This window comes from Methylosinus sp. LW4 (assembly GCF_000379125.1).
In the GTDB taxonomy this organism is placed as follows: Bacteria; Pseudomonadota; Alphaproteobacteria; order Rhizobiales; family Beijerinckiaceae; genus Methylosinus.
The window spans coordinates 2,301,586-2,322,084 of record NZ_KB900626.1; the positions used below are offsets into that span (position 1 = coordinate 2,301,586).

Genomic DNA, 20,499 nt, shown 5'->3' on the forward strand with positions numbered 1-20,499 from the left:
GCTGCTATTCGCTCGACATCGAAAGAAGTCTCGCGAGGACACATTCGCTTCGCGTTCGACTTATATCGATCGAACCTGACATGATCTTTTCAACGACAGGCGCCCGGGGGAAAATCTCGCATCGTCGGTTTAAGGGACATTCGCCGTCATTCGGCCGCGGTCGGCTCCGTCGGCGCGGCGCCGCGGGCTCGCTGCTTCTCGTGGAAGCGGCGCGCCCGTCTCTTCTTCCACCAGATGTAAACGCCGGTCGCCGACAGCATGGCGACGACGAGGCCGAGAACGCAGACGAAGATCTTGTACGGCAGGCCGAACACGCTCGCCACATGCAGCGCGACGAGCCAGCGATCGACGATGTCCTGCTTCTCCGTCAGACGGAGAAAAGGAACATCGGCCGGCGCTCCGGTGTCGCCGTCGATCGTGACGAGAGTCGGGCGCCCTTCCAGAAAGCCCTCCTGGGGAGCCGCGCCGCGCGCGCCGTATACATAGACGCCCATCTTGTCCATATAGGCGAACATCGAGGGCTCCGGCGCCTCGAAGCCCCCTGCCCTCGCTTGCTCGGCGGCGAGGCGCCGGGCGGCCTCGAAGGCGGCGCGCGCTCCGATCACGGGGACAGGCTTTGCCGCCGGCTGGGGCAAATCCTTCAGCTTCATGGCCTCCTCGAGAAGCGAGGAATGCGCCATGAATTTCGACATCGTCCAATCATAGACCGGCCGCAGATTGAACATCACGCTCGACCAGGCGAAGACGAGCAGCATGGGCCAGAGCCACAGACCACTCGCCCGATGCAGATCGAGATTGAGCCGATAAAAGCCGGCGCCGCGCTTGACGACCCACGCCGTCTTCCATTTCCGCCAGAAAGCGGAAAGGGAGACGGGAAGGGTGAGATAAAATCCATTGAAGCAGTCGAGCGTCCACAGCACGGCGACGATGCCGAGAATGAGAGTGCCCGGACCTGAAACGAGCAGCGCGACATGCAGCTTGTAAATGAAGCGCATGACATTGCTGCTTTTGGAATAATCGCCGATCGTGCGCCTTCCGAGCTCAGCGCCGGTCCAGGGGTCGACATAGAATTGGGTGAACCCCAGATCATAGGGCCTGTCCGTGGCCGGATCTTTCTCGGGCAGGTAATTGATCTGGGCTTGATCGACTCCGTTCCATTGCGCGCCGACGATCCGCGCATGGGAAATGAGCGGAGCGCGCTCCATCAGCGTCGCGAGATCGAGCGGCGGAACGCCGGGCCGCGGCGTGACGTAAAATTGGCGGGCGAAGACATGATCCAGCTCTTGATGAAAGGCGAGCAGGCTGCCGGTGAGACCGACGATGACGAGGAAGACCGCCATCGCCAAGCCGATCCAACGATGCAGGACGACGAAGATATTGCGGATCATGGCCGTCAAATCCTTTCGATGAACAAGGCGATCCTCCCATCAGAGTGAATTCTGATCGATCGAACGAATCCGTTCGATCGGACGGCGCTAGAATTCGACGCGCAGCTGGCCGGAAACGGCAAATGGCGCTCCATAAGCTCGGAACGAGCCGACCGATATTCCCGCCGTCGCCGGGGCGGCGGTCGCATCCGTGTAATAGGTTCTGTCGAAGAGATTGGTGACGTTGATCTGCGCCGTTGTTTTCACGCCATCGACGACGAAGCGATAGGCGGCCATCAGATCGACCGTTCCCCAGGACGCGGTGAGCGGAATAATGCCGGGAATGCCGCCGGTCTGATCATAGACCGGCTGCGAGCCGTGATAGGTGTAGCCGGCGCCGAGCTTCAGGCCCTGCAGGACGCCATCCTGAAATTCATAGGTGCTCCACAGGCTCGCGAGATTGCGCGGCACATTGGGGAAGCGTTGACCGGGCTGCAGACCGCTCTGGCCGTTGCCGCGCGACGCGCCCTTGGTGACGCGCACATCTTGGTTCGTGTAATTGACGATGATGTTCCAGCCGGGCAGCAGCGTGCCCTGTATATCGAGCTCCGGCCCCTGGCTGCGCGCCTCGCCGCTCAAAAGGACGCAATTTGCGCCATTGCAGCGGTGCGTCACATCCGTATCGGTTACCGGAATATTCGTCTTGACCAGGCTGTAATAATCGGCGGCGGCGCGCAGAGCTCCATCGAAGAACTCGAATTTGGCGCCGGCCTCCCAGCTCACGGCGCTCGATGGCGGCGCCAGCGTTCCGGGGAAGACATTCCCGGTGTTCGGCGCAAAGCCTTCCGTGTAATTGCCATAGAGGCTCACCCATTGCTGCGGACGCCAGAGCAGGCCGAAGCGCGGCGTCACCTTGGCCTCCTCGAGCGGCGAGCCGCTCTGCCGCAGCGGATAGGGATAGGACGCGAGCACCCCCGTGCTGACCGCCGACGAGCTCGTCTGATAGATTTTCTGATATCGCGCTCCGGCCAATATGTGAAAGCCGTAGGGCAGCTCCAACTGGTCTTGGACGTAGAGCCCGGCCGTGTCTTGCCGATTGAATCCGATTGTCGAAGTCGGTGGAAAGAGCGTGCTCAAAGAGACGGGAATCGGAAACGGCAGGAGCGGGTTCGACACGAATATCGACGTCGTCGGGACGCCCGGAAAAAGCGGAAAGGCGGAATTGATCGTCGTGAAGCCGCCGGGGAGGAAGAAATAGCCATTGGCCGTGCTGCTCGTCCGATAATAATCGCCGCCGAGCAACAGCGTATGTCGGACTGTGAGTGTATCGAAATGGCCGACAACATCGAGATTGGTCGAGATCGTCGACATCTCGCCGGAGCCCCCTCCGACGCTCGCCGTGATCAATTGAGCGCCATTCGTGCCGGGAACCGCGGTGAAGGGGGCGGCCGAGACGCCATTGCTCGTATAGCTATGATTGTAGACCACACGCTCCTTGATCGACCAGTCTTCATCGAATTTGTGCGCGAGAGTCAAAGAGCCGAGAACAGTGGGCATATGCTCCGAGTCTGGCGTCGCATAATTCACATTGCGCGGTATCGTGATGTACGATCCATTGAAACGCGGCGTGAGCCAGCTGTGGAAGCTCGACTTGTCATCGGCATATTCGAATTCGGCCTTCAGCGAAGTCGCTTCGTCCAAATTCCATTTGACGACCGGAGCGATAAAAAAATTCGTCGAATGCGTGTCGTCGACGAATGAGCCGAAAGGCGCGCCATTGTTCTCATAGGACGCATCGAGCCGGTAGAGGATCGATTTGTCCTGCGTCAAAGGGCCTGTGGCGCTCGCCGTGGTCCGGTAGAGCGCGAGCGAGCCGATTTGCTGACCAATCGAATAATGCGGCGTGTCCTCTGGGTCCTTGGTGGTGAGATTGATGATGCCGCCGGGCTCCGAGCGTCCGTAGAGGATGGCCGCCGGGCCTTTGAGAACCTCGACGCTCTGGACATTGACGAGCTGCCGCGAGCTGACCGCGTCGAAGAGCTGAGCGCCGCCGGGGGCGACTCGAAAGCCATCGCGATAAATGTCGGTGGTCGCGAAGCCGCGCACGAAAATATAGCCGCCGCGCTCGGACGAACTCGCGGCGCCGCCGCCCGGCACGGTGACGCCGCTGACGTTGCGCAAAGCCTCGCCGAGCGTGATCGCCTGCTGATCTTGAAGCGCCTTCTCGGTGATCGTCTGTACATTGATCGGCGTGTTCATGACCGGCGTGTCGGTCTTGGTCGCCGTGGAGGCGTTTCGCACGACGTAGCTGTTTTGTGGCGTGAGGACCGGCTTGCCGTTGCCGGGCCCGTCCGCCCGTGGCCGCTCCGCGCCGATGTCGATCGGCGGCAGAGGCTCCGCGCCGGCGTCGCTGCGCACGCCATTGTCCGCCTGCGCCAGCATGATCGCGACATATTCGCCCGTGGGATCGAATTTATAGCCGAGGCCGGTTCCGGCCAGCAGCTCGTCGAGAGCCTCGGGGAGCGTGCGCTTTCCCGACACGCCGCGCGATTTGATGGAGCGGGTGAGAGCGGCGTCATAGGCGAGCTGCGCGCCGCTCATATCGGCGAGCCGGTTCAGCGCGTCCGTCATGGGACCGCCGGGAATGTCATATGTCTGCGGCGTCGCGTAAGCCCTGGCTGGCGAGGCGTCGAGCGCAAAGGTGGAGCCGGCGAGAATCAAGCCCACCGCCGTCATGGCCGAAGCCGGCGCCCCGCCTACGAACAACCATCTCATCTTGCGAGACATTTCGGCCCCCTCCGCTATCGATCGCTTCGGGCGTCATTCGGCCCGTATCGCATTCGACGCATGGGGGGACGAAAACAGGAGGTCGTGGCGATGAGAAATTTTCGGCGGCGTCTCTCAGGTCACGAATACAGCACGATCAGATAATCGGTGAGGCGAACAGCGCGCAGACCGAGCGATTTCTCGATCGTCTTCAGAGCGTCGAGCGGGTGATCGGCCTGAAAGACGCCGCTCACCCGCCGGTCGCGGATCGTTCGACCGGCGATGACGACGAGGCCATGGTGATAGCGCCCCAGCGCATCGATCACCTCGCCGAGCGACTGGTCCTTGACGATCAGCTTCCCGCGCCGCCAAGCGGTCACGCCGTCGGGATCGGCGCTGTACGGCGCGAGCGCCGGAAGGTCCGGGCCGAAGGCGGTCTGTTGTCCAACCTCGACGATGACCGCTCGCCCCTTGCTCTCGACCTCGACGCTGTGCTCCGTGACGGTGACTTCCGTCCGCGCCCTATTGGTCGAGACGTCGAAGGCCGTCCCGCGCGCGGTGATGGTTCCGCCGATCGTCTCGACCGTGAAGGGGCGGCTCGGGTCTTTCTCGACTTCGAACCAAGCTTCGCCCGCCAACAGCGCGATGCGCCTGCGGCCGCCCGCATAATCCAGCGAAAGCGCCGAATCCGCATTCAAATGCGCGCGCGAGCCGTCCGGCAGAGTGACGGTCGTGATCTCGCCTTTTCCGGTGCGGACGTCGGCGCGCCAGAGCAGAGAGAGGTTGTCGAAGACGAGGCTCAGCGCCAGCAGCGCCGTCGCGAGGGCCGCGGCAGGGCGCGTCCATTTGTGATAGCGGCCGGGCGGGCTCGAATGGGCGATGGGCGGGAGCAGCCGTCGACGCAGCTGCTCGGAGGCGCCCCAAAGATCACAGACTTCCTCGAAGGCCGCTTCATTCGCCGGATCGGATGTGAGCCACGCGCGAAACGCCGCCAATTCCGACGGCGACAGCGCGCCGGCGTCGAGGCGCACCCACCAATCCCCGGCGGCGTCGCGGCGCTCGCGCTTCGATGCATCGGGGGCGATATCGCGCATGGTCGGAATTCCACCACTCCACATGATTCCGCCGCCGATCGCCTCTCATCGGCGGGCGGCGATCGGAGCAAGCCCCTCCCCCGATAGCATATGACGCGAGATGCGCCGAAAACGGGAGGCGTCCGGCGAAAAAAAGTCAGTCCAGGGTTTCTTGAAGCCGCCGGACGGCGAGACGCATGTGCTTTTCGACCATGTTGCGGGAAATGCCCAGCCGGCGCGCGATTTCTTCCTGATGCAGATTCTCGAACCGGCGCATCATGAAGACTTGCCGGCACCGGGACGGCAAGCTCTCGACGGCGGCCTGAAGCCGGTCCATCAGCTCCTCGGCCTCGAGGCGCGCATCCGGCGCAGGCGCGGACGAGGCGAACTCATCCAATGTCTGGTCATAGTCGCGGTATTTCTCTTCCGCCCGGCGACGGCGCGCAAAATCCCTGGCGAGATTGGCGGCGGTCGACTGGAGCAGCGCCGCCGGCTCGAGAATGGTCGCATGCTCGCCATGGCGCAGCACGCGCAGAAGCGCCTCTTGCGCGAGATCGGGCGCGGCCTGCGATCCGACGCGGCGCGTCAAGAATCGCAACAGGCTTTGTCCATGGCGCGCGAGCGCCACGCGGAGCGACGGGGGGGCGTTGTCGGCCATCTTCGCAATGCTTTTGATCGATCGATCGGACTTTCACGCCGTCCACCCGACAGAGCGGGATCGACCAACGGAAAGGCGAGCGAAGCCATCGAGACCGTCGGAGCGCGGCTGGTCGGCGCACGCCAGGACGAGGAGATGCGGTCGCGGGACCGCGTTAAATGGGTCAGGAAAAACGGGGAGGCGCCCGCGATGACCAGGAGCTGGTCCAGCCTGGAGGCGACGGCGCCGGATCGGCGCTGTCGAACCGCGCCGGCGCATCGTTCGGCCGAGGCGCCAGGACGATGACAACGCTCGCCAGAAGCCCGACGGCGTCGAAGGTCAGATCGCGGGCGCAGACGATACAGAGAGCGCAGCCGTGCTCGCTCTCGGGATGCGCGGGAGGATTGCCGCTGGCGTCGAGCCGGGCGTCGCAAAGTTCCGCCGCCGCGACGACGTCGCCGTTCGAGACGGCGGCATGCCTCGTCGCGGTGATGACGAAGCTCAGAGCCTCCGACAGAAGAAGGCACGCGAGCGCCGCCGCCGCAAATCGGCTCGCCCATCTCCTCATGCTCAGCGGAAGCGCCACCATGACGTTATCGGAAGCCCGCGCGAATCCGATGTCAACATTTTAGCCATAAAATTCCTTGGTTGTTGCTCAAATGCCACATGCGCCTTCGCGCCCCGCCTGCGCGGGGATGGACCAGACTGGGGATAGATTCGGAGAGGCGGATCTCGCTCGGCGATTCGTCTTCCGGGGAGCGCGACCGGCGCTTCAACCCTGCAAATCACTGATTTGATGGTACCGCCACCCCGACTTGAACGGGGGACCCCCAGATCCACAATCTGGTGCTCTAACCAACTGAGCTATGGCGGCACGTCGGCGGGGCGGAAACTAGAAGCATCGTCGCGCCAATGCAATGCTGAAATGCAGGAAGGGGCGCGAAAATTTCCGCGTTTCGCGATCGCCGCGCCGGTCTAGAATGCCGCCTCCCATGGCGGCGACGCCGCCCCCTTCCAGCCCGCGAGACGTGAAGCGATGAAAGTCACCCTGGTCCAGATGAACTCGGTCAGCGACAAACCCGCCAATCTCGCCACCGCCCGGGCGCTCATCGACCAAGCCGTTCGCGAGGAGCGGCCGGACTGGATCTGTCTGCCGGAGGTTTTCGACTTCATCGGCGGCAATCGCGCCGACAAGGCCGCCGCCGCCGAGGAGCTGCCCGGCGGCCCCGCCTATTCGCTCTGCAGCGCTCTCGCCCGCGAATATGGCGTCTTCATCCACGCCGGCTCCATTCTGGAGAAGATCCCCGGCGAGGAGCGCCTCCACAACACCACGGTCGCCTTCGACCGCAGCGGCGCGGAAGTGGCGCGCTACCGCAAGATTCACATGTTCGACATCACCGCCCCGGACGGCGCGCAATATCGCGAGAGCGCCGCCTTCAAGCCCGGCGATGCGGTCGTCACCTATGATTGCGAAGGCCTCACCATAGGCTGCGCCATTTGCTACGATCTGCGCTTTCCCTATCTTTTCCAGGCGCTGGCCGACAAGGGCGCGGATATCGTCGCCCTGCCCTCCGCCTTCACCCTCGTCACCGGCAAGGATCATTGGGAGGTGCTGGCCCGCGCCCGGGCGATCGAGATTCAGGCCTACTTCTGCGCCCCGAATCAGACCGGCGCGCATAAGGCGGGGCATGAGACCCGCGCGAGCTATGGCAATTCGCTGATCGCCGACCCGTGGGGCCATGTGGTCGCCCGCGCTTCGGAGGGCGTCGGCCTCGTCTCGACGCGAATCGACCGCGATCGCATCCGTAAGGTCCGCGCCATGATTCCCGTCGCGAGCCATAGGGTCAGCCTGCCCGGCTGAGCGGGCGGCGGCGCTGCGTTTACGATCTAACCAGCGGAGCCTTCAGGGGAAATCCCAGGCGCTCTTGCGCGATTCGGCAAAGTGTGGCTACATTATTGTTTAGACTGCCGACAATCCAGAAAACAGGATAGCGCCGCCAAAAGGCGCCGGCAGAAGGGGGGAGCAAAAATAATGGCCTCGCGAACCACGAGCCGCGAAGCGGGCAGGCTTGCGCCCGTATCCGTAGCATGACGAAGAAAATCGAGCCAGGGCGCACTTTGACGCGGGCGTCCCTGCGCGAGGCCGTGTACAGCTGTTGTCCAACGCTGTCGCGCGCCGAAGCCCGCCAAATCCTCGACGCCACATTCGAGGAGATCAGCGAAGCCCTGGTGCGGGGGGAATCGGTCAAGCTGCGCTCATTCGGCAGCTTCAACGTCCGCGCCAAGCGCGAACGGATCGGCCGCAATCCCAAGACCGGCGTGGAGGCGCCGATCTGCTCGCGCAAGGTGCTGACCTTCAAGGCCTCGCCCGTGCTCATCGCGCAGGTGAACGGGTTGCCGATCGAGCATTTGGAAGAGGCGGACTGACCGCCCCTCCCCCACCATCGAAGCGAGCCTGAAGGCTCGCGGTCCAGAATGCCGATGGACCGCGAGCCTTCAGGCTCGCATCCATTCTCGTCTCTCGGCGCGAGAGCTCGTCGGCCCGAGAGCCCGTCAGCCCGACAGCTTGGCGACCAGAGCGTCCGACACCTCGAAATTGGCGTAGACGTTCTGCACGTCGTCATTGTCCTCGAGGGCGCCGATCAGCTTGAGGATTTTCTCGCCCGCCTCATCGTCGACGGCGACGGAATTCTGCGGCCGCCACACCAGCGCGGCCTTTTTCGGCTCGCCGAACTTGGCCTCCAGCGCCTTGGCGACGTCGCGCAGGCCCTCGAGCGAGGTGATGATCTCATGCGTCTCCTCGCCAGAGGAGACGTCTTCGGCTCCCGCCTCGATCGCCGCTTCCATGATCGCGTCCTCGGAGGCCGCCTTGCGCGGAAACTCGATGAGGCCGACGCGATCGAACATGAAGGAGACGGCGCCCGTCTCCGCCAGCGCGCCGCCCGCCTTGGTGAAATAGGAGCGAACCTCGCCAGCGGTGCGATTGCGATTGTCGGTCAGCGCCTCGATGATGACGGCGACGCCGCCCGGCGCATAGCCCTCGTAGCGCACCTCGTCGTAATTCTCGGCGTCGGCGCCCGAGGCCTTTTTGATGGCGCGCTCGATATTGTCCTTGGGCATGTTCTCGGCGCGGGCCGCGAGCACGGCGGCGCGCAGGCGGGCGTTCATATTGGGGTCGGGCAGGCCCATTTTGGCGGCGACGGTGATTTCGCGGGCGAGCTTGGAGAAGAGCTTGGAGCGGATCGCGTCCTGCTTGCCCTTCTTATGCATGATGTTCTTGAACTGACTATGTCCCGCCATCGTCCCGGCCCTTGAAATTCCGCTTTCCTGCCCCGCGGGGCTTCGCCGCGTCATATACGCCGGCCCCGCGCGGAAATAAAGGAAGGCGAAGCAGCGTGAAAACGCGGCCTCGCGCTTTCGCCGCTCGACCGTCGCCGCTCAGGAGAGCAGCCGCGTCTCGTCCTCGAAAGTGGTGGAGCCGATCTGATAGAGCCAGAAGCCTTTGGACTCGCCCGCCGCGATGATCGCATGCGCGGCGGCGATATCGACACTGTCTGGAATATCGACGCTCAGCAGCAGCTTGCGCCCGACATTGAGGTCCATATGCATGCTCTCGTAGGAGCAGCCCATCGCCTTGAGCAGCCGCCAGTCGGAGCCGGCCAGAACCTCCTCGCCGTCGATCAGCAGCATATAGGTCGAATGGCCGCCGCTCCTCGCCAAGCCTTTGAAATCGAAAAGCCGGCCATCAGCCCTGGGGACGGCGATCACAATGTCGCGGAACGACACGCCGGTCACGAAATAGGGAGAATTCAGCAGCCGAAACCGCGTCCACTCGCTTCCCTCGACCGGCTCGGCCCAGAGCGTTTCCGACGCATGGCCGTGCCAATCCTCGGGGTCCAGCGGAAACAAGACTTTCGGCTTGCTTTCCACCCGCGCCCCTTCCCTGAAATGCAAATCTCGGAAGATAGGCAAAAACCCTAGCCGAGCCGAGGCCTCCGCGTCAATTCGTCGGCTGCGGCCATCGTCCCGCCCCTTCGCGGCGTCGCGCCGTATCGACGCGGCCGGGGCGCGCCCTAAGTGAGCAGCGTCGCCGTGGCCCCTCGGGGTCGCGGCGCTCCGGCTTTTGCCAAGGAGGACGAAAAATGGGTCTGCTGGACGGAATCATCGGCGGCGCGATCGGCGTCGAGCTCGCCTCTCTGATCAACGGCTATATCGAAAAGCGCGGCGGATTGGAGAATGTCATCAAGGACTTCGAGAAGAGCGGCTATGGCGAGAAGGTGAAGTCCTGGGTCGGCACCGGCCCCAATCTGCCCATCTCCGCGGAGCAGGTGCAGCAGACGCTCGGCTCCGATCGCGTGAAGGAGCTCGGCAATAAATTCGGCATTCCGCTGGACAAGGTCTCGGCGGCGCTGGCCGAATATTTGCCCAAGGTCGTCGACAAGGCGACGCCGGAAGGCAAGCTGCCGCCGCAGCACTGAATGCTCGGAAAAGCCGAGCGGGGCCGCGAAAGCCCCGCTCAGGCCCGCTTCGACTGGGCGGCCTCGCCCGCATCGGCGGCGGTGGCCGCGGCGATCTCCGCCATTCGCACGCCGAGATCGACGATCGCCTGACGCAGCACCAGCACCTCGCGGTCGCCGGTCGCCGCCGCCTCGGCGGGCGCCGCCGCCGGCGCCGTCGCGGCGATCGTCTCGCGCAGGCTCGCGTGCTCCTTGCGCAGCGCGTCCATCGTCCCTTGCAGCAGCGCATTGTCGGAACGCGCGGCCTCCAGCCGGTCGGCATGGTCGCGCTCCTCGGCGCGGGCGACGCGCAGAGCCGCCTCGAGATGCGCGATCTCGGCCGAGGAGCTGTGCTCCAGCGCCGCCAGCCGCGCGCGGGTCTCGTCGAGATCCTTTTTCAGATCGGCGGTCTCCAGCACGGCGGCGTCGAGCTCGCGCGTCGTGCGCGCCAGCACGCCGTCGACGGCGGAGAGGCGCTCCGCCACGGCGGAGGCGGCGGCGAATTCCGTCTGCAGCGCCTCCAGCCGCTGGCGCAGCTCGGCGTTCTGCACATGCAGGCTGGCGATGCTCGACTCATGGGTCGCGACCTCGGCGCGGCTCTCCTGGCTGAGGCGGGCGAGCTGCTCCTTGTCCATCTCCACATTGCGCAGATTATAGATCAGCGTCTCGACGCGATCGGTCATGTCGTGCAGCGCGGTTTCCGTCGATTGCAGCAGCGCCGTGCGTTCCTCGAGGAAGCCGCTGGTCTCATTGAACTTGCGCTCGAATTCATCGCCGCGGGCGAGAGCCTGCGTCAACGCGCCGTCGAGCTGCGCGACGCGGGCGGCGTTGCGGCCGATCTCGACCATGTCCTGCGTCTTGGTGGAGCGGACCGCCGCCATCTGCTGCTCGAGCCGGCGATAGCGCACGGCCAGCTCGCCGCGCAGCAGATCGCGCTCCGCCACCATTTTCTCGATCGAGAGCGGCGTCAGCATATTCAGCCGGCGCAACGACAGACGCATGGCCCGCCGCCAGAAGGCGGGCAGGAACATCAGCGTGAACAGCCCGGCCGCGAGGAACCCGAGCGCGAAAAACATCGCTTGTTCGATCAAGGCGCGGCGTTCCTTCGCTCTGGCTCGGGCGCTGTCATTTCCCTTCGGGAGGGCCGAATGTCGCGCCGCGACAATGCCACGTCGCCGCCCTGAAATCAAAGCGCTCGGCCGCGCCCGGACTTAAGGGTTTTTCCGCGTCTTCCGCCCCTCAGCCGCGCCCGAACAGCTTCTCTATGTCGGCGAGCTTCAGCTCCACATAGGTCGGCCGGCCGTGATTGCACTGGCCGGCGCCCGGCGTTTTCTCCATCTCGCGCAGCAGGGCGTTCATCTCCTCCGCCGTCAGCCGGCGGCCGGCGCGCACCGAATGATGACAGGCGACGCGCGACAAAAGCGCATCGAGCCGCCGCGTCAACCCACGCGCGTCGCCCTCCTCGGCGAGGAGATCGGCGATATCCTCGACGAGCCGTCCGACATCTATGTCGCCGAGCGCCGCCGGCGTCTCCCGCACCAGCGCGGCGCCCGGGCCGAAGGGCTCCAGCGCCAGGCCGAGGGCGGACAGCTCCTCCTGCGCCGACAGCAGCGCGTCGAGCCGCGTCGCATCCAGCTCGACGACGCGCGGAACCAGCAGCAGTTGGCGGGCGACGCCCTCCGCCTCCCGCTGCGCCTTCAATTTCTCATAGACGAGCCGCTCATGCGCGGCGTGCTGATCGACGATGACCAGCCCGTCCTTGGTCTGCGCGACGATATAAGTCTCGTGCAGCTGCGCCCGCGCCGCGCCGAGCGGGTTTTCCACAGCGGCGGCCACGGGCGGCGCGGCGGCGGGCCGCGAGTCGGCCGCCGGCGGGCCGACGTCGAAAGCCGCTTGCGGCGGCTCCGCGAAGCCGGCCGGAGCGCTGGGCGAGCGGCGCAAATCCCAGTCTAGCGGTCGGCTGCGCGGCGGGCCGCCGAAGGAAGAGAAGCCGCCGCCGGACGTGGGCGACCAATCCCGCCCGGGCGCCGTTCTGGCCCGCTCGGCCAGCACATCCAGCGCCGCGCGGGCCGGCGTGTCGGCGCTGCGATGGAGCGCCGAGGCCAGCGCCTCCTTCAGCGCGCCCACCACGAGGCCGCGCGCGCGGCCGGGATCGGAAAAGCGCACCTCCGCCTTGGCCGGATGGACATTCACATCGACGACGCGCGGATCGCATTCCAAGAACAGCGCCAGCGCCGGATGGCGGTCATGCGAGAGAAAATCGAGATAAGCGGCGCGTATCGCCCCGGAGAACAGTCTGTCGCGCACCGGGCGGCCGTTCACATAGACATATTGCATCAGCGCATTGGCGCGATGAAAGGTCGGCAGGCCGGCGAGCCCCTCGAGGCGAAACGCCTCGCGCTCCGCATGCAGCGCGATCGCATTATCGGCGAATTCCGTCCCCAGCGCCTGGGCGATGCGCCGCGCCCGCCCCTCCTCGGAGTCACCGCAGGCGGGATAATCGAAAGAAGCGCCCATATCCGTCGCGAAGGAGAAGCGCACGGCCGGATTGGCCATGGCCAGCCGTTTGACCACATCGGCGACCGCCGCCGTCTCCGCCCGCTCAGTTTTCAAAAATTTGAGCCGCGCCGGCGTCGCCGCGAAGAGATCGCGCGCCTCCACCCGCGCGCCCTTGGGCCAATTGCTGGGCTTGAGCCCGCGCTTCTCGCCCGCCTCCACCCTGATCTGCGCGCCGACCTCGGCGCCGGCGGCGCGCGCGTCGATCGTCAGATCGGCGACGGCGGCGATGGAGGGCAGCGCCTCGCCGCGAAAGCCGAGCGTCGCTATGGCGGTCAGATCGCCATCGGGGATTTTCGAGGTGGCGTGACGCTCGACGGCGAGCGCCAAATCCTCGGCGCTCATCCCACAGCCATCGTCGATCACGCGAATGAGCCGCCGCCCGCCCGCCTCTATGGCGACGTCGATGCGCGAGGCGCCGGCGTCGAGCGCATTCTCGACCAGCTCCTTGACGGCGGAGGCCGGCCGCTCGATCACCTCGCCGGCGGCGATGCGATCGACGAGAATGGGATCGAGACGGCGAACGCGCATGAAGGGAGCCGGCGGTGAATGGAGCGCGGCAATCTATAGGAGGGGAGCGATTCGGTGAAATGGGGCGGGCGCCGGCCTATCGCCGCCGCCTCTGCTCTCTGGCGATGGCCTGGTCCAGGGCCTGAAGGAACTGCGACCGGGCGGCCGAAGAAAACGGCGGCGGCCCGCCGGTGGCCTCGCCCGTCGAGCGTATATGCTCCATGAGCGAGCGCTGCGCGAGCGCCAGACCGATCGAATCCTTGGTGAAGGCGCGGCCATAGGGCGCGATGGCGTGCGCGTCCTTCGCCAATACACGCGCGGCCAAAGGAATATCGGCGGTGACGACCACATCTCCGGCGGCGACCTGCTCGGCGATCCAATCATCCGCCGCGTCGGCCCCCGCCTCGACGATGATCCTCGAGATCAGCGGCGATCGCGGAATTTGCATGAAGCTGTTGGAGACGACGAAAGTCTGCAACCCATAGCGAGACGCGACCTTATAGGTCTCGTCTTTCACAGGGCATGCGTCGCCGTCGATGTAGATTTTGATCGTCATGACGCATTCTAGCCGATCGGGCGGCGGCCGTCGCCCGATCGGAGAACATTCCCGTTCACTCTGCGATTTTCTTGAAGCATCCAGCGGCGAAGATGTGCGACGATCTCGAATTCGAGCTAGAATAGGCTGCTGGAGACACATTTATGCAAGGATGGCTTCGTGATCTCGCGATTCATTCCGGCATCCTTTTATCAATGAGCGCTGGCGCCGAGGCGCATCCGCGCATTGAGAACGGCGCCGCCAATTTGACACACCCTATCGTTGCGACGGAGCGCAAAATGATTTCGATCACCGACAAAAACGCAATCGTCGTCGACGAGAGCGCGGTCGACTCCACCGATCCAGACTATGACATCGTCCAGGCCAATATCGATTTCCTCAACGATTTGTTGGCGCAACATATTCGCTTCGACGAAATGTCGCAGGAGGCGCTGCGCAGCTACGAGGTCGATTATTATCTGGCGCAGATGGAGAATGGCGGCTTCCCGCAATTCGTACTCAATTCGCGCTGGCATGTCGATTCGGTGCGGTTGATCCGCGAAGGTCTGGCGGCGATCGGAGCGAAAAAGCATCTCTCGCTGTTCGAGGAGGGGGTCCGCCTCGTCGATTCGCTGGGCGAGGCGCGGCTGAAGAAATTCCTCGCGACGACGATCCATGATTACGGCAAGAGCGCCGAACGCGCCGTGCTCGAAGCGATAGACGATCGCTTTTTCGGTTTGGACAAGACAGAGGATTTGCGAGGTCTCAACCGCGCGTGGCTCCGCGCGCATCCCGCCCTCGCGCCGGCGAGCGCGGAGCGCATAGCGGCGGAGGTCCGGCGGCGCGGCGAGCAGCTTCCCGATCGCGCCGCGCGCGTCGCCGCCGCCGAGGCCGCCGCGCCCCGCTACATGAAGCTCATTCGCGCCCTGGTCGCCAAGGCGGGCCAGCGGCTCGACCGCGTGACAGCCGGCGATCCGACGCGCGAATTCGCCGGCGCGCCGACGACCGCTTGGTATTTCCTCACAGATCAAGGCCTTTTCCACATGGTCGACGCCGGCGGTAAAGCCATCATGTTCCGCGGCCGATCGACAACCGATCGCGTTTGCGAGATCGACGCGCCGTGAGCGGCCGGCGCAAATTTACGGGGCTCGCAACACAAGGCGCCTCGTTCCTGGCTCCGTGAGGACGCCGTGAGGCGAGGAGGATCGCGCATTCGACCGCCCGCGAGCGGGCGATGCGCTGGCGTCACCTCGGCTCGAGAGCCAAATCGCTTCTATGTCGGCCCTCGACGCATCCTGAACATATTCCTACCCTTCCCTCGCTCCCGCTGACGCAAGGGCGCGTTCCTCAGATAGTGGAACGCTGCGGCCGAAAGGGGTCGGAGCGTCCCGAGCCGCCCTCCTCCCCCGCCGCCACGAGACGCCGGGCGCATCGGCGCGGCCGGACGATAATCCTATTGGGAAGCCGTCGCGCATCAGAACCATCGGTTCGCGTGAAGAAAACACGACCGAGCAAAGAGATGAGAGTCATTCCGGTTCGATCTGAACCGGAATGACTCTAGAGGGAGCGCAACGCCCCCGCCTCACACGGTCGGCGTCGGGACCAGCATATGGACGATAAGCCCGTGCAGAAACGATGTCGCAATGCCGAGCACCAGGGCCGCCGCCGTGTAGACGTCCGAATATTCCTCCTTGCTGCGCATCATTCGCGAGACACCGACATAGAAGAGGTAAACGGCGAAGACGCCGAGCACGTCGAGCCAGCGCAGGCCCGGAACGAGGCCGAATATTTCGGCGAGCCAGATGGGCGTGTAGGAATAGGCGATGAGCTTCAGCGCGCGCAGATCGTCGCGCTTGCCCTCGAAGCTGGGCGCCAGCATCGAGATCACCAGAGCCACGCCATAGAGCAGCGGCAGGCCGAGCCCATATTGCAGCGCCGCGCGGATGAGGCCGGTGAAAAAGGAGTAATGCACGACATTGGAGCCGCGCGAGAAGCCGAACAGCCAGCCGCCGAGGAAATTGGCGATGGCCGGCACCGCCGCCAGATAGAGGATGTAATTGCGATAGAGATCGAGCGCGGTCGTCTGCTCCGCCTCGATCGCCGCCCACTCCGTCTTGGGCGACGATATGATGCGCTTGGCGCGCTCTAGAATGTCCCGGAGCCGCTCCTTGATATCCATGCTCTACTCCCCTGCCTCGCCCTATTGCGCCGCAGCGGGAGACTGGCCCAAGGCGCGCGCCGAGACAAGCGCGCGCTGCGCCATCGCAGGGGATCAGTCGTCGCCTGTCCACTCCCGCGCCAGCTCCTCCGCCCCCATCAGCCGCGCGAAGCAGGAGAGGAGCGGCAGAGCGGCGGCGCGCGCGGCGACGCTCTCCTCCGCCGCGCCCTGCGGAAAGAGCGCGGCGTCCTTCACCACTATGATCGGATGGCCGGCGAGAAATCCATCGATCGCGGTCTCCAGAGCGAGATCGCCGAGCGCGTCGCCGAGCAGAATCAGCAGCGGACCGCCGAGGCCCTCGAACAGCCGCAGAAAGCCGGCGTCGCGCAGCAGCGACGGCGCCTCGGCGCGCAGCGAAGTCTCGCCCGCGACGGCGGCGCCCGCCCGCTGCAGAGCGAGATCGCGCTCCACGAAGACTGTCGGCAGGCCGGCGGCCTCCCATCGCCGCAGCAGCCGCGCGCCGGATGTCTCGAGCGCGTCCGGCTCGCGCGGATGGCGCCTCTCGGCGATGCAAACCAATATGGCCCTTGGTCGCGGGTCGAGGATCGACGATCGAAACACGGTGGGGTCCGTTCCAAAATGCGGCCTCGCCGGTCTTTCGAGGCCTGCGTGAAATCTCGTGAATTTCTACTTATGGATAATGCAGAGCCGGCGCTCGCCGCGTCATCTCTCGCTCGTCGCCTCGCCATTGGGCTGGCCCGTCTCCGCGCTCTGGCTCTCCGCCTCGCGCTCCGCCCGCGGCGCCTGCACCAGCGACATGCGCACCAGCTCCGGCAGGCTGCCGGCCTGCATCTTGGCCATCACATTGGCGCGATGCACCTCCACCGTGCGCACGCTGATGCCGAGCTCGTGAGCGATGATCTTATTGGGCTGGCCGCGCAGCAGAGCGGCGAGCACCTCGTTCTCGCGGCTCGTCAGCGTGGTGAGCCGGCGCTGTATCTCCTGCGCCTGCAGATCGCGCGCGCGCTTGCCGCTGTCATAAGCGAGCGCCTGACGCACGGCGGAGAGCAGCGATTCATCGGTGAAGGGCTTCTCGAGAAGATCGAGCGCGCCCTCCTTCATCGCCTGCACGGCGAGCGGCACATCGGCATGGGCGGAGATCACCACCACGGGCAGCGACAGCCCCATGTTCTTCACCTTCAGCAGCAGCTCTATGCCGGTCATCTCCGGCATGCGGACGTCGGTGACGATGCAGCCCGTGGCGGCGCGATCGACTCCGGCGAGAAAATCGACCGCCGATCCATGCGTCGTCACCTCATGGCCTTCGGTTCGCAACAGCAAGCGCAGCGCGTCGCGCACGGCGGCGTCGTCGTCGATGACATGCACGGTCGGCTCGCTCACTCTTCCTCCTCCATCGCGGCCAGCGGCAGCGTGAAGCTGAATGTCGCGCCGCCGTCGCTATTGGGACCGGCCCAGATTTTTCCGTAATGCGCCTCGACGATCGAACGCGCGATGGTGAGGCCGACGCCGAGGCCGTTGGGCTTCGTCGTCGCAAAGGGCTCGAAGAGGCTCCCGCGCGCTTCCTCGGAGAGGCCGGCGCCCGTGTCGGCGACGTCGAGCCGCACCATGGAGCGGCCGCAGAGCGCGGTCGAGATCGTCATCCTGCGCGTGCGCGAGGCGCTCATCGCATCGCGCGCATTGCGCATGAGATTGACCAGCACCTGCTTGATCTGCACACGATCGGCGAGAATGCGATCATCGGCGGCGTCGAGGCGCAAGACGACATTTATGTTGGACTGCTTGGCTTCGACGATGACGAGCTCATGCGCCTCATCGAGAATGTCGTGCAGATTCTGCAATGTCTTGTCCGGCTCGCCGCGCGAGATGAACTCGCGCAGATGCGCGATGATCTGGCCGGCGCGCACGATTTGCGTCGCAGCGTTGTCGAGCGCGTCCTCCACATTGGCGGGGCGCTGCTCGACCGGCATTTGCAGCAGGCGGCGCGCCGCCTTCAGATAGATGGCCGTCGCCGAGAGCGGCTGATTGAGCTCATGCGCGAGGCCGGCCGCGAGCTCGCCCACCGCATCCAGCCGCTCGGCGTGCAGCTTCTGCATGCGCGCCTCGATCTTGCGCCGCTCGGTGAGGTCGCGGATGAAGGCGATATAGAGCCGGCATCCATGATAGGAGGCTTCGCTGACCGCGAGATCGACGGGAAACAAGCCGCCGTCCTTGCGACGGCCCTGCGTCTCCACGACATTGCCGAGCGACTCCCGCCCGTCCATGAAGCAGGCGCCGGCGCCGGCCTTGCGGCCGCCGAAGAGGCGCACGGGCACCAAGGTCTCGACATGCGCGCCGATCGCCTCCGCCTCCGCATAGCCGAACATGCGCACGGCGGCGGAGTTGAGCGATTGGATCGCGCCTTTCTCATCGACGGTGAGAATGGCGTCATGCGCGCCTTCCACCGTGGCGTAGAGGCGCGCCTCCTTGTCCACCAGCGCCTGCTCTATGCGCTTGCGCTCGGTGACGTCCTGCAGATAGCCGTGCCACAGAGTCGCGCCATCGGGCTCGCGCGTCGGCTTCGACTGCGCATCCACCCATATCCAGCCCTTGCGCGGATGATTATAGCGATAGCTCTCGCGCCATACGCTCATCGAGCGCGCCGATTCGGCGATGCTGGCGAGAACATGCGGAAGATCGTCGGGATGAACGCGCGCGAATTTGCCGTCGACGCCCTGCCGCAATGTCTCGGCGTCCATGCCGTAAATGTCTTCCACATTGGGCGAGGCGTAGGGCATCGACGCCTTGCCGTCCGGGCCGAGCCGATAAGAGGCGATGAGGCCGGGCACGGAGGCGGCGACGCCGGCGAGCTGATCGGCGAGCCGCGCCTTCTCGCGCAATTCGGCCTCGATCGCCTTTTTCTCGGTGATGTCGCTGACGACGCCAATGAGCCGCACGGTGCGGCCATTCTCGACCAAGGCCTCCGCGCGACAAGCGATCCAGCGCAGAGCGCCGTCGCGCTTTCTGCGAATGCGAAACTCCGCCTGATAGCGCCCCTCGCCATGCGGATCGATCGCCGAGCGCACCGATTGGCGCACCGAAGCGACATCATCCTCATGCACTATGGCGAAGACCACATCCGGCGAAAGCGGCTGATCTGCTGGAAAGCCATAGATCTCGCGATATTTCTGATCGGCCTCGGTGACGTCGGCGGCGACGTCGTATTCCCAGCTGCCGATCGCGCCGGCCGCGAGCGCGAGGCGCAGGCGCTCATTGCTGCGCCGCAGAGAATCCTCGATCTCGCGGCGGTCGGTCACATCGATCGCCGCGCCGATCGCGCGCGTCGCGACGACGCCGCGCGAAGTGCGGCGGAACTCGAATTGTCCGGCGAGAGCGATCCAGCGCAAGGCGCCGTCCATGCGCCTGATGCGCATCTCATGGCTCCACTCGCCATTCTTGGCGCCCGCGCAGGCCTCGAGAAACTTGCGCTCGAAATCGCCTTTGTCCGCCTCGACCAGCATGGCGTCCGCCTCGGCGAAGCAGAGCGTCTGATCCGGCGCCAATCCCAAAATCTCGTGCATGGTGACGGAGAAGCGGCTCGTCCCGGTGAGAAGATCCACGTCGAAAATGCCGACGCCGCCGGCGGCCACGGCGAGCCGCGACCATTTCTCGCGCTCGCGCAACGCCTCATTGGCGGCGAAGGAGCGCTCCATCCATTTCATCTGGGTGAGATCGGTGACGATGGCGAGGCGCGGCCGCGCATCCTCCGCCGGCGCGCCCAGCTCGACGCTCGCCGACAGCAGCGAGCCGTCGGCGCGGCGAATCTCGAACTCGCGGCTCGCCGCCTCCGGCGCCGCGAAAAAGGCGACGAAACGCTCGGCCTGATCGGGCGCGATATGATCGAGAATGCTGTCGCCGATGAGCTGCGCCGCCGGGCGGCCGATCATCTCGCGAAACTGGCGATTGCAATGCAGGATCACGCCGTCGGGCGAAAGCTCGATGGAGCCCTCGCGCATCTGCTCGAGCAGACGACGGCAGAAATGCTCGACGCCCTCGCTGGGCGCGGAGGACGCAGCCGGCGCCGTTCGCGCTCCGAGACGCTCGCGGCTCTGCCCGGCCTCGAGAAGAAGCCGACGCAGATCCTCGATATCCTGAAGCTGGTCGCCTTGCTCGTCCACCGACTTCCTCTCCCCTTCCAAGACGCGGGCGTCATGAGGCGCCCGAGCCGGGAAGGTCTTTCCCACCACGGCGCCGCTGCGGACCGCGCGATTTGCGGACGTCGCCTTCGAGCCGTCGACGACGCGCTTCAAGAGGCGAGAGCTCGCGCCTCGCTTAGGGATTCGGTGGCTTGTAAGACAGGCGCGGCCGGCAGGCTTCCTGTGGAAACTACTTAGCGCGCTCTTT

Annotated in this window: 17 protein-coding genes, 1 tRNA gene and 1 pseudogene; 4 read left to right on the forward strand and 15 right to left on the reverse strand. The window is 65.3% G+C overall.

All coding sequences use genetic code 11. From position 1 onward, the window contains the following. Positions 1-146 precede the first annotated feature (146 nt). The 6 genes from METLW4_RS0111510 to METLW4_RS0111535 form a co-directional block, all read right to left on the reverse strand. On the reverse strand, positions 147-1,388 hold the full coding sequence (locus METLW4_RS0111510) for a PepSY-associated TM helix domain-containing protein (protein ID WP_018266364.1): 1,242 nt from the start codon (positions 1,386-1,388) through the stop codon (positions 147-149). A gap of 87 nt (positions 1,389-1,475) precedes the next feature. After that, positions 1,476-4,154, reverse strand: coding sequence for a TonB-dependent siderophore receptor (locus tag METLW4_RS24685; RefSeq protein ID WP_018266365.1), 2,679 nt, complete (start codon positions 4,152-4,154; stop codon positions 1,476-1,478). 119 nt (positions 4,155-4,273) lie between these two features. Further along, on the reverse strand, positions 4,274-5,227 hold the full coding sequence (locus METLW4_RS0111520) for a FecR family protein (protein ID WP_018266366.1): 954 nt from the start codon (positions 5,225-5,227) through the stop codon (positions 4,274-4,276). A gap of 136 nt (positions 5,228-5,363) precedes the next feature. After that, positions 5,364-5,864: an RNA polymerase sigma factor gene (locus METLW4_RS0111525; RefSeq protein ID WP_018266367.1), complete on the reverse strand. Its 501-nt coding sequence runs from the start codon at positions 5,862-5,864 to the stop codon at positions 5,364-5,366. A 163-nt stretch (positions 5,865-6,027) separates the two neighbouring features. Next, the gene (locus tag METLW4_RS0111530) at positions 6,028-6,432 is read right to left on the reverse strand and encodes a DUF2946 family protein (RefSeq protein ID WP_018266368.1); all 405 of its coding nucleotides are present in this window, start codon (positions 6,430-6,432) and stop codon (positions 6,028-6,030) included. Positions 6,433-6,640: 208 nt separating this feature from the next. Then, positions 6,641-6,717: transfer RNA gene (locus METLW4_RS0111535), tRNA-His, on the reverse strand. A 162-nt stretch (positions 6,718-6,879) separates the two neighbouring features. Here METLW4_RS0111535 and METLW4_RS0111540 point away from each other — a divergent pair. Both METLW4_RS0111540 and METLW4_RS0111545 read left to right on the forward strand, forming a co-directional pair. After that, a complete protein-coding gene (locus METLW4_RS0111540; protein WP_018266369.1) occupies positions 6,880-7,704 on the forward strand; it encodes a carbon-nitrogen hydrolase family protein in 825 nt (274 codons plus the stop codon). Positions 7,705-7,931: 227 nt separating this feature from the next. Further along, positions 7,932-8,270: an integration host factor subunit alpha gene (locus tag METLW4_RS0111545; protein WP_018266370.1), complete on the forward strand. Its 339-nt coding sequence runs from the start codon at positions 7,932-7,934 to the stop codon at positions 8,268-8,270. A 126-nt stretch (positions 8,271-8,396) separates the two neighbouring features. On the opposite strand, the gene METLW4_RS0111550 is transcribed toward METLW4_RS0111545, so the two are convergent. Together METLW4_RS0111550 and METLW4_RS24690 are read right to left on the reverse strand one after the other, a co-directional pair. Next, positions 8,397-9,143, reverse strand: a complete 747-nt coding sequence (locus METLW4_RS0111550) for a YebC/PmpR family DNA-binding transcriptional regulator (protein WP_018266371.1) — start codon at positions 9,141-9,143, stop codon at positions 8,397-8,399. Positions 9,144-9,281: 138 nt separating this feature from the next. Then, a complete protein-coding gene (locus METLW4_RS24690; RefSeq protein WP_018266372.1) occupies positions 9,282-9,773 on the reverse strand; it encodes a DUF4265 domain-containing protein in 492 nt (163 codons plus the stop codon). 209 nt (positions 9,774-9,982) lie between these two features. Between METLW4_RS24690 and METLW4_RS0111560 the strand changes: the two are divergent. Beyond that, positions 9,983-10,321: pseudogene (locus METLW4_RS0111560) on the forward strand (YidB family protein); the annotation flags it as partial. Positions 10,322-10,359: 38 nt separating this feature from the next. On the opposite strand, the gene METLW4_RS0111565 reads toward METLW4_RS0111560, so the two are convergent. The 3 genes from METLW4_RS0111565 to METLW4_RS0111575 form a co-directional block, all read right to left on the reverse strand. Next, positions 10,360-11,430 (reverse strand): hypothetical protein, encoded by a 1,071-nt coding sequence (locus METLW4_RS0111565; RefSeq protein WP_026191446.1) that lies wholly within the window; start codon positions 11,428-11,430, stop codon positions 10,360-10,362. Between the two features lie 148 nt (positions 11,431-11,578). Continuing rightward, a complete protein-coding gene (mutL, locus tag METLW4_RS0111570) occupies positions 11,579-13,426 on the reverse strand; it encodes a DNA mismatch repair endonuclease MutL (protein ID WP_018266375.1) in 1,848 nt (615 codons plus the stop codon). A 76-nt stretch (positions 13,427-13,502) separates the two neighbouring features. After that, positions 13,503-13,961 (reverse strand): YaiI/YqxD family protein, encoded by a 459-nt coding sequence (locus tag METLW4_RS0111575; protein ID WP_018266376.1) that lies wholly within the window; start codon positions 13,959-13,961, stop codon positions 13,503-13,505. Between the two features lie 278 nt (positions 13,962-14,239). Here METLW4_RS0111575 and METLW4_RS24695 point away from each other — a divergent pair, with 278 nt between their 5' ends. Next, complete coding sequence (locus METLW4_RS24695) at positions 14,240-15,064, forward strand: DMP19 family protein (protein WP_157235072.1); 825 nt, start codon at positions 14,240-14,242, stop codon at positions 15,062-15,064. A gap of 458 nt (positions 15,065-15,522) precedes the next feature. Here METLW4_RS24695 and METLW4_RS0111585 read toward each other — a convergent pair whose 3' ends face one another. The 4 genes from METLW4_RS0111585 to METLW4_RS0111600 form a co-directional block, all read right to left on the reverse strand. Further along, complete coding sequence (locus METLW4_RS0111585) at positions 15,523-16,119, reverse strand: Yip1 family protein (protein WP_018266378.1); 597 nt, start codon at positions 16,117-16,119, stop codon at positions 15,523-15,525. 93 nt (positions 16,120-16,212) lie between these two features. Beyond that, positions 16,213-16,677: a hypothetical protein gene (locus tag METLW4_RS0111590; RefSeq protein WP_018266379.1), complete on the reverse strand. Its 465-nt coding sequence runs from the start codon at positions 16,675-16,677 to the stop codon at positions 16,213-16,215. A 144-nt stretch (positions 16,678-16,821) separates the two neighbouring features. After that, entirely contained in the window at positions 16,822-17,499 is a 678-nt protein-coding gene (fixJ, locus tag METLW4_RS0111595; RefSeq protein ID WP_018266380.1) for a response regulator FixJ, read from the reverse strand. Further along, the gene (locus METLW4_RS0111600) at positions 17,496-20,273 is read right to left on the reverse strand and encodes a PAS domain S-box protein (RefSeq protein WP_245258442.1); all 2,778 of its coding nucleotides are present in this window, start codon (positions 20,271-20,273) and stop codon (positions 17,496-17,498) included. Before METLW4_RS0111600 ends, fixJ begins: the two co-directional genes overlap by 4 nt. Between the last annotated feature and the right edge of the window lie 226 nt (positions 20,274-20,499).